The 9,970-nt window shown below is 35.8% G+C and carries 6 protein-coding genes; all 6 read right to left on the minus strand.

Annotated elements, in window-relative coordinates; all coding sequences use genetic code 11:
* Positions 1–91: 91 nt before the first annotated feature.
* Positions 92–1,438, minus strand: coding sequence for a DegT/DnrJ/EryC1/StrS family aminotransferase (locus tag AC1DCD_RS09715; protein WP_464641304.1), 1,347 nt, complete (start codon positions 1,436–1,438; stop codon positions 92–94).
* Between the two features lie 241 nt (positions 1,439–1,679).
* Positions 1,680–3,800: a S46 family peptidase gene (locus tag AC1DCD_RS09720; RefSeq protein WP_464641306.1), complete on the minus strand. Its 2,121-nt coding sequence runs from the start codon at positions 3,798–3,800 to the stop codon at positions 1,680–1,682.
* A 25-nt stretch (positions 3,801–3,825) separates the two neighbouring features.
* The gene (locus AC1DCD_RS09725; protein ID WP_464641308.1) at positions 3,826–5,286 is read right to left on the minus strand and encodes an oligosaccharide flippase family protein; all 1,461 of its coding nucleotides are present in this window, start codon (positions 5,284–5,286) and stop codon (positions 3,826–3,828) included.
* Positions 5,287–5,325: 39 nt separating this feature from the next.
* Positions 5,326–6,552 carry a nucleoside recognition domain-containing protein gene (locus AC1DCD_RS09730; protein WP_019036048.1) on the minus strand — a complete coding sequence of 409 codons (1,227 nt, stop codon included), beginning with the start codon at positions 6,550–6,552 and terminating at the stop codon, positions 5,326–5,328.
* A 178-nt stretch (positions 6,553–6,730) separates the two neighbouring features.
* On the minus strand, positions 6,731–7,195 hold the full coding sequence (locus AC1DCD_RS09735; RefSeq protein ID WP_464641310.1) for a copper resistance protein NlpE N-terminal domain-containing protein: 465 nt from the start codon (positions 7,193–7,195) through the stop codon (positions 6,731–6,733).
* A gap of 187 nt (positions 7,196–7,382) precedes the next feature.
* Positions 7,383–9,638, minus strand: a complete 2,256-nt coding sequence (locus AC1DCD_RS09740) for a polyribonucleotide nucleotidyltransferase (RefSeq protein WP_036855445.1) — start codon at positions 9,636–9,638, stop codon at positions 7,383–7,385.
* Between the last annotated feature and the right edge of the window lie 332 nt (positions 9,639–9,970).

Genomic DNA, 9,970 nt, shown 5'->3' on the forward strand with positions numbered 1-9,970 from the left:
GGTGGTGTGAGAGGTCGGTGAACACGAAAGTAGGAAATAAACACCTATGATTAGGGTTTACCTCCTACTCGATTTTTTTGTTTTGAGAAATCTAAATAATAGATTCTTTTATAGATTGCACAATATAATCAACATCTTTATCTGTTACTAATGGCCCACTCGGTAGACATAAGCCACAGCGAAACAATCCAACGCTAATACCATTTTCATAGGAAGGACATGAAGCATAGACAGGTTGCTTATGCATAGGTTTCCAAAGTGGTCGTGCTTCTATATTAGCTTTATCAAGAGCAATACGCATAGCCTCAACATTAGTGTTTGGTTCACAGTCGGTATGCGCAGCTTCAGCCACATGGACCACACCTGCAGCACCGCCTACAGCACTTGTTACTACTGTTTTATAAGCATTTTCTTCTCCTTTTACTTTGAGGTGTTCATCTAAAAGAATAGTATTTAACCAAAAGTTAGAGTCGTATTTTTTACTAATATTATCGTGGAAGGTGATACCATTTAGATTTTTAAAAGCCTCTTTGTATAAATGAGCAATGTGTTTATGATGCGCTATATGCTCATCTAAAACAGTCATCTGTCCACGACCAATGCCTGCACAAATATTACTTAAGCGATAATTATAACCAATGTGTACATGTTGATAATACGGATAAGACTCTCTTGCTTGTGTTGCATAATACATTATTTCTGATTTTGCTTTATCATTAGGACATATCAAGGCACCACCACCAGAGGTAGTTATCATTTTGTTACCATTAAAACTAATTACTCCATATTTGCCAAAAGTGCCACATAACTGCTTATCATAACGTGATCCTAATCCTTCTGCAGCATCTTCTATTACGGGAATATCATATTTTTCAGCTACATCAAGTATTTCTTTAATTTTTGCAGGCATACCATATAGATATACAACGATAATAGCTTTAGGCTTCTTACCTGTTTTTTTTATACGGTCTTTTATAGCGTCTTCTAAAAGGCAAGGATCCATATTCCATGTATCTTTTTCTGAATCGACAAAAACAGGAGTAGCTCCTTGGTAAGTAACAGGATGAGATGATGCACAAAATGTAAAACTCTGACATATAACCTCATCGCCAGCCTTTACACCAAGTGCTATTAAAGCTAAATGTATAGCAGAAGTTCCTGAAGCTAAAGCAACAATTTCTTTTTCTTGTAAATAATCAAATTGGTCTTGCCATAAATTATCTGGATTATTTTCATGTGCTAAAATACTTTTAGGATAACCATCTTCTATAAAAGTTTTTGTATTTGGTTCTGATGCAAAAAAAGATTTTAGTTCAGCCTCAAATTTATTAACATTAGGTCCTAAAGGCACAACCCAGTTTTGTTCAAATGCTTCTTGAATATATTTTTGTTCATTACCAGACATATGTGCTAAGCACAATAAAATTCGTTTATCCATACAGTCATATAGTTTTTTATATTCACAAAGGTAAAAATTATAATTAAGAAAAAGAAGTTTTGAGAATTGATAATTAATAATAAAACAACCCTTATATGTTTTGTTACATATAAGGGTTGTTTTATTATATGAAAGATAGCTGTTACTATATAATGCTTACGTTTTGCTGAATTGCATAATTAATAATATAGTTAGCTTCTTTTTTATGTATAAAGATGATGTATTTGTTAAATATATAGTTTTATTGTGCATTTATTTCTTTGAGTAATCTGTCAGCATGTCCCCATTTGTCCATTAAATAGAGTACATAGCGTATATCAACACCTATGCAACGTGCAAGATTACGATCAAAGTTAATATCGCTAGAAAGGCTATCCCAGTTGCCATCGAATGCCAAACCGATCACCTCACCTTTACCATTAAAGATAGCAGAACCAGAGTTTCCACCAGTAATATCGTTATTGGTAAGGAAGCAAAGCTGCATTTTTCCTGTAGTTTTATCAGCATATTTACCGAAGTCTTTCCTACTCATAAGATCCATCATAATAGGCTCCGTCTTGTACTCCTCTACCTGATCGCCACGCTTCATCTTCTCAACAATGCTCTCTGCAGTGGTGTAATAGTTGCTATCCCAACTACCTAACTGGTAGCCACCTACCTGACCATAAGACAAACGCATAGTAAAGTTAGCATCGCTATAGTGTGGCATATCCATTTCCATTTCTACTTTTGCTTGGCAAAGTTTCTTTTCTTGAAGTGCGATAGCTTCTTTATCGCTTCCCACTTGGATATTAATCTTACGGAACATATCAAACAGTTGTTTTCCTACAATATATCCAGGGTCTTTCTTTAACATCTTGCTGTTAGGATAAAACTTAGTACCCTCTATCATTAACTTTGATTTTTTATATAACCATTCGGTGTATTTCTTGTAGTCGTCGCCAAATTTTATCTTTATATCTTTTAAGAATTTTGGTTGATATTCGCCAGGTACTTGGTCTGCATAATTCTTCAGCATTGCAGCTGTCATCTCTTTATCGAGATTTATATTCCATTCTTTGGAATTATCATTAAAGAAATAATAAAAGTCTTTTGTCCCCTTTGTACCAATATGTTTCATACCTTTTTCACGGTAGATATTAGTAGCACGTGTAAAAAACTCAGATGTTCTCCAAAACGATTCTAACCAGTATATATAAGCCTTAGCAGGTGCAGCTACCTTAGTGTAAAGCTGTGATAGCTTAGCAAAATCGACATTGGTAGCTTCATCTTGTGTTTTTTTATCTTTTAACCACTTTTGTATTTTCTCTTCATATTGTATTTTTTGGCGAATAAGACCTATGGAATCTATACACTTATTCATACCCATAGAGTTTTTCCAGTAGTTAGCTGAACCAACATATTTATCTTCGTATTGAATGCGTGTGTTTTCATCAGCGTCCATATACTTTTTCATTATAGCCAGCTTAATATTACGAGAGTAAATGCGAGCAGCATTTTCTATATCTCTGCGTTGCTGTATACCATACGAAGATAGGTATCTATTAGTAGAGCCAGGGTAACCTACTGTCATAGCGAAAGACTTGTCTTGGTATCCTTGCATGCTAACAGGTGCCCAGCTTGAAGGGTGATAAGGCACATTATCCTTTGAATATTTAGCAGGACCATTAGTCTTTGGGTCGGCATAGATGCGGAATACTGAGAAGTCGCAAGTTTGTCGAGGCCACATCCAGTTGTCTGTTTCGCCGCCAAATTTACCCATACTCTTTGGTACAGTAAATACTAAACGTAGGTCGTTAAACACCTGATATGTGGTAGCAAAAAACTTATTTCCTTCATAAAAAGGATCTATTTCAACATGTAGGCTTTTATCTATTTTTTTTACAGAGTCGGTCATTACATTTGTAAGAGAATCTATAATAGCGTCTAACTTTTTAATGTTTTTGCCAGAGGTTAAGCTGTTTACCTTACTTGTAATATCTTCTTGATTTTTCATAAAAGATACAAACATATTTTCATTAGGCAGCTCTTCACTAAAATCTTTAGCATAAAAACCATCTATCATATAGTCGTGTTCTACTGTAGAGTGTGCGTTTATAGCACTAAAACCACAGTGATGATTAGTAAGTACCAGTCCATCTGGAGAAACAACTACGCCAGAGCAGAATCCAGAGAAGTTGACTACATTGTTACTAATGGCGTTAGGTGCACCATATATCATGTTCTGTGGTAATGTAAAGCCTTCGCTTTGCATAGCCTGAAAAACTGGTTGAGGCAGGTTATAGAGTGTCCACATACCTTCATCAGCATGTACACTGCCTAAAGATAATAATCCTGCAACGAGTAAGAATAATTTTTTCATATACACTTTAATTAATTTTATTGATTTAAAAAAGGTGGAATTTATGTTTAATTTTTTGTATAGCTCCTTTAGGCATATCATGGTAAATGATATGTGCTATAAACAATAATATTATTATCGTATTAGCTATAAAGGCAAAAGGTGCTGATAAAAACTTATTAGAATAGGTTATTCCTGTAAAGAAAATTAACGCAATTACAAAATAAGTAAAAATACTTTTTAGAGGATAGTTTATGGGATAATATTTCTGTCCTGATATATATGATAAGATCATAGCAACGGCGTTACCAGTAAGTCCAGCCCATGCGCATGCCATATATCCATATTTAGGTACAAAAATAATGTTTATGCTAATAATAACGATACACCCTATACCAGAAAGGTATACCCCCCAAATAGTTTTATCTATAAGTTTATACCAAAAACTAAGATTAAAGAAAGCTCCCGTCATAATACTTCCCATCATTACAATAGGTACAACCTTTAATCCTTCACGATAGTCTTTAGCAATAAGATGTTGTAAAATATTCATGTATCCCATTACTACCAAGAAAGCTAAGAGGGTAAATATGATATAATATTTCATAGCTTGTCCATAGGTTTGTTTGCTATCCTTGTCTTTAGCTTTACCAAAGACAAATGGTTCGTAAGCATATCTGAAAGCCTGCATTATCATAGACATGATCATTGCTATCTTTACAGAAGCTCCAAAAATACCTAATTGCTTATGTGCATCAGCAGCATGATATAATTTTGGGAAAAGTATTGGTCCTGCATTCTGATTCATCATACCTGCGATACCTAAGACAAGTATAGGCCATGAATAGCTCAACATCTTTTTAACGAGCTTTATATCTAATAGTTTAACTCCAGAGAAGAATCCTTCTTTAAGCTCTTTCCAAAAGAAAAGCGTTATTGATGCAGTGCAAAACAAATTGATATAGAAAGCATACCCTACATCGTGCCCACCAAGGAAAAGATAATAAGTTAGGTTTAAAACTATGTTAAGTGCTATAAAAAGGAGTTTTAGTCCGGCAAACTTTAATGGTCTTTTCTTATATCTTAGGTAAGCAAAAGGAATACATTGAAAAGCATCTATGGCTACAGTAACAAACATAACCCATACAAACGAGGGGTGTTCTGCGTACCCCATAAAGTGGGATATAGGACTAAGAAAAGCAAATATAATAATAATAAAAAGTAAAGATGATATTCCTACCATTGATAATGTGGTAGCGTATATCTGTTTAGAATTTTCGTCAGTCTTATTTGCATAGCGAAAGAAGGTAGTTTCCATACCATATGTAAGTATTACTAATAGTACGCTTGTGTAGGCATATATATTAGTAATAACACCATACCCTCCGCTTTCAGCACTAATCTTAGCAGTATAAAGAGGCACTAAAAGATAATTAAGAAATCGTCCAACGATACTACTAACACCATAAATTGCCGTATCTTTTGCTAATGATTTTAAGTTTGCCATTGTTTTGTATTTATTATATAATTATAAAAAACTTCTATTTTAAAAGAAGAGGTAGCATACGATAATTGCAGCGATAACACCTAAAATATCGGCGAGTAAGCCACAAGCAACAGCATGCCGAGTATATTTTATGCTGACACTGCCAAAGTATACAGCCAAGATATAGAAAGTAGTATCTGTAGAACCTTGGAAGACGCACGATAGTCGTCCTATAAAAGAATCAGCCCCATAGGTCTTCATAGCTTCCACCATAAGGCCACGAGCACCACTCCCTGATAGAGGTTTCATAAGTGCTGTTGGTAAAGCTCCTACAAAATCGGCGTTTATACCGCACATTTCTACTATATATTTTACAGCTTTTATAAGTACGTCCATAGCTCCTGACGCACGAAACACACCTACGGCAACAAGTATAGCTATTAGGTAGGGAATTATTCGTACTGCTGTATGAAAACCTTCTTTAGCTCCCTCTATAAAGGCGTCATATACATTAATCTTTTTTATTAGACCTGCTATAATGAAGAGTACTATGACGGACATTAAAATAAGATTAGAAGTTATTGATGTTACAGATGCCATAGTATCTTTATCCATCTTACCAAACCCCCAGATAACAAACCCTACAAAACCTATTAAGCATGCTAAGCCAAATAAAAGTGTGGGTTGTAATAAGTTGATACGTTGCCAAAGGGCAGTAAAAATAATACCTGCAACGGTAGCAACAGTAGTAGCTAAAAGGATAGGGATAAACACATCTGTGGGCTGAGATGCTCCATAAGTACTACGAAAAGCAAGTATGGTAGTAGGTATAATGGTAAGCCCAGAGGTGTTTAGCACCAAAAACATTATCATAGAATTGGTAGCAGTGTCTTTCTTTGGGTTAAGTTCTTGCATCTGAGCCATTGCTTTAAGCCCTGTTGGTGTTGCGGCATTATCCAAACCTAACATGTTAGAGGCTATATTAAGAAAAATAGAACCCATAACAGGGTGATTCTTTGGAATATCAGGGAAGAGTTTAGAAAAAAATGGGCTTAGTATTCGTGCCAAGACATTAACGATACCAGCTTGTTCACCTATTTTCATAATACCCAGCCACAAGGCTAAAACGCCTGTTAAACCAAGAGAAATTTCAAAGCCTGTCTTCGAAGAATCGAAAGTAGCACCTACTATTTTCTCAAAGATTGTAGCATCACCAAGTAGAAGAGAGATTATCCCAAAGATAAATGCAATGAGGAAAAATGCTATCCAAATATAGTTAAGAACCATAATGCTATTTTTTGCAACAATACATAATTGTAGCTAATTATAAAAATCAGCAACAAAAGTACACATTTTTTTATAGTTATTCCACATATAATAAGTGAAAGTAATATAACAATAAAGGCTTACCCGTTAGAGTAAGCCTCATAATTATTAAAAACATTAATAAATAACTATATATTATTTACTTCTTTATTTTTAGATCGTAGCTCAGTCCTTTTGTTGCAACAGCCTCTTCAAAGTCGGCATTTACCATACGAAGTGTAGAATCGTTAGATACTAAGAAATTTACTTTATTACCCTTGCCAAGCTCAAAGGTGTAGTAAGTATTTTCCTTACCATTTACTTTCTTTTTTACAACATCATACTTGCCATGGTAGTTCTGGGTAGACTTAGCTTTAGTATCGCTCTCCATATAACTTTCTGTGGCAGAGAAGCCGTTAGTAGAGTCGGTAGCTAAAGATAAATGATATTTTATGCCTGCACAGTCGGCAGCTGGTGTCATACCCTCAAATACTACAGAATCTGCTGCTGTTAGGGTACTATCTTTTGCAGTAGAATCAGATGATGTTGCATTAGATGTTGTCTTACCATTCTTACAAGCTACCATTGCTGTGCATATAGCCATAATAAATAATACTTTCTTCATAAAACTGTTCTTTAAATTTACATAATATTTTATTCATTAAAAGAGAAATAACCCCCTTTAAACAGGCGCAAATATAAGTAAAAAAAATAATAAACTATTAAGACAGAACAAAAAACAGCCCTTATTGTAGATAATTAACAATAAGGGCTATAATATATGTGATTATATATAATCTTAATAGCTTATATTAATCGCTTACAGTATCATGGTTATTTTCACGACGAGGACGACGATCTTCACCCCTATAATCGCCATCACGACGAGGACGACGATCGCCACGAGGACGACGTTGAGGCTCTACATAACCTTCTGGTTTCTCTAAAAGCACTCTATGCGAAAGCTTATATTTACCAGTCTTTTGATCTATCTCTAATAATTTTACCTTTATCTTATCGCCTTCTTTGATGCCAGCTTCTTCCACTGTTTCAAGACGTTTCCAATCTATTTCTGAAATATGTAATAAGCCATCTTTGCCAGGCATGATTTCTACAAAGCAGCCATATGGCATGATAGAGCGAACAACCCCTTCATAAACCTCACCTATTTCAGGAACGGCAACAATAGATTTAATCTTGCCTAAGGCAGCATCAATAGACTCTTTGTTTGGTGCTGAAATGGAAATCTTACCCTGGTTATCAATCTCTTCTATAGTAATAGTTGCACCTGTATCTTCCTGCATCTGCTGAATAATTTTACCTCCAGGCCCAATAATAGCTCCGATGAACTCTTTAGGGATAAAGAGTTGCTCAATGCGTGGTACCTGTGGCTTCATTTCAGAACGAGGAGCAGGCATCGTTTCCATCATCTTTCCGAGAATATATTCACGACCAGCCTTAGCCTGCATCAATGCCTTTTCTAAAATTTCATACGACAACCCATCACACTTAATATCCATCTGAGTAGCTGTAATACCATCTCTTGTGCCTGTTGTCTTAAAATCCATGTCGCCTAAGTGATCTTCATCACCAAGAATATCGCTTAGAATAGCATACTTATCCTCACCAGGATTTTTAATTAACCCCATAGCTATACCTGATACTGGCTTTTTCATAGGTACACCTGCATCGAATAAAGCCAAAGTGCCTGCACATACAGTAGCCATAGATGAAGAGCCATTAGATTCTAAAATCTGACTTACTAAGCGTACCGTATATGGGAAATCGGTAGGAATCTGGTTTTTCAAAGCACGCCATGCTAAGTGCCCATGACCTATCTCACGCCTACCTACACCACGTTGTGCCTTAGCTTCACCTGTAGAGAAAGGAGGAAAATTGTAATGAAGTAAAAAGCGTTGATAGCTCTTTTCTAAAACATTATCTACCATTTTTTCGTCCATTTTTGTGCCTAAGGTGCAAGTGGAAAGCGACATTGTTTCGCCACGTTGGAAAATAGCACTACCATGAGGCATAGGCAAAGCATCTACCTCACACCATATATGGCGAATCTCATCGGTAGCTCTACCGTCCATACGCTTACCTGTGTCAAGCACACTACGACGCATAGTATCACGCTCTACATCAGCATAATAACGTTCTATCATTTCATGCTTTTCGGCTAACTCATCAGCTGTGAGATCTTCATGAGCAGCATCATATTTCTCAATAAAGTCTGCCTTAATCTGGCTATATACCTCTTCGCGATGATGTTTGTCGTCATCACCACTCTGTGCTTGAGCATAGCAAGCATTATATGTCTCTTTGCGAACTTGCTCACGAAGCTCATCGTCGTTTACCTCGTCGCAATATTCACGCTTAACATCAGTGCCACATTCCTTAGACAGCTCTTCCTGAAGCTCGCACATAGGCTTAATGGCTTCATGAGCAGCTTTTAATGCCCCAATAAGCTCCTGCTCAGAAACCTCGTCCATCTCGCCTTCTACCATCATAATATTATCTTTTGTTGCACCTACCATGATATCCATATCGGCTTCTTTCATCTGGTCAAATGTAGGATTGATAATATATTCACCCTTAATACGTGCTACTCGTACTTCGGAAATAGGATATTCAATAGGAATGGTAGAAGCTGCAAGAGCTGCAGAAGCTGCAAAACCAGCTAAAGCATCAGGCTGATCAACACCATCTGCTGATAATAACATTATCTGTACATATACCTCTGTATGGTAATCGGATGGAAATAGTGGACGAAGAACGCGGTCCACCAAGCGCGAAGTTAAAATTTCATCATCATTAGCCTTACCCTCTCTCTTGGTGAAACCACCAGGAAAACGACCTGCGGCAGAATACTGCTCGCGATAATCTACTTGTAAAGGCATAAAATCAGTACCTGGAACTGCCTCTTTAGCTGCACAAACCGTTGCCAACAATACAGTGTTGCCCATACGCAACATGGCTGCACCGTCGGCTTGTTTTGCAACCTTTCCAGTCTCAATAGAGATGGTTCTACCATCTGCTAATTGAATTGTTTTCGTAATTACGTTCATCTAAATCTTAAAAAAATCTTATCGTTTTGACCAATATCTCTGAAGGGTTATAAGGATAAAGACAATAGGCAGAAATGCCATATAACCCAACCTTACAACTTATCAAGCTATAAAAATTAATCGTGCAAATATACCTATTATATATGTAAATTACAAATTAAAACTAAATTATTTTACCTATAAAACTATATACTACGGCATTTATCATATAAAAAAATAGTTAAAACTTTTTTTTTATAAAGATTATCATATTAAGTAGTCCACCCTTAAAAGCCTAATATTCATCTGATTCATAGTATATTATGCTATAAATTATTTGCAAATATCTGCAA

It is taken from the genome of Prevotella sp. C0209C1 (genome assembly GCF_056583855.1).